We start from the raw sequence: 255 nt of genomic DNA, 5'->3' as shown, positions 1-255 counted from the left end.
CGACATCGGTTTCGTGGAAGTCTTCGTTGATCTCGTCCATCTCCAGCACGATGTCGTAGGGAACCTTCGCTTCGGCCAAAAGCACGTTCATGTGGCCCGGCAAACGGCCGGCGACCGGATGAATGGCAAAGCGCACGTTCTTGCCGGCCGCCCGCAGCTTGCGGGTGAGCTCGGAGACCGATTGCTGCGCCTGCGCCACCGCCATGCCGTAGCCCGGCACGATGATGACGCTGTCGGCGTCGTTGAGGGCTGCAG

At 63.5% G+C, this 255-nt stretch carries 1 protein-coding gene; it reads right to left on the bottom strand.

Translation table 11 applies throughout. From position 1 onward, the window contains the following. A partial coding sequence (locus tag IB279_RS38330; RefSeq protein ID WP_192341317.1) for an NAD(P)(+) transhydrogenase (Re/Si-specific) subunit beta occupies window positions 1–255 on the bottom strand: 255 nt, incomplete at both ends.

This window comes from Ensifer sp. ENS06 (genome assembly GCF_014852205.1).
In the GTDB taxonomy this organism is placed as follows: domain Bacteria; phylum Pseudomonadota; class Alphaproteobacteria; order Rhizobiales; family Rhizobiaceae; genus Ensifer; species Ensifer adhaerens.
Note: the sequence above shows the minus strand (reverse complement) of the source record. Positions and strands in the feature narration are given on the sequence as shown.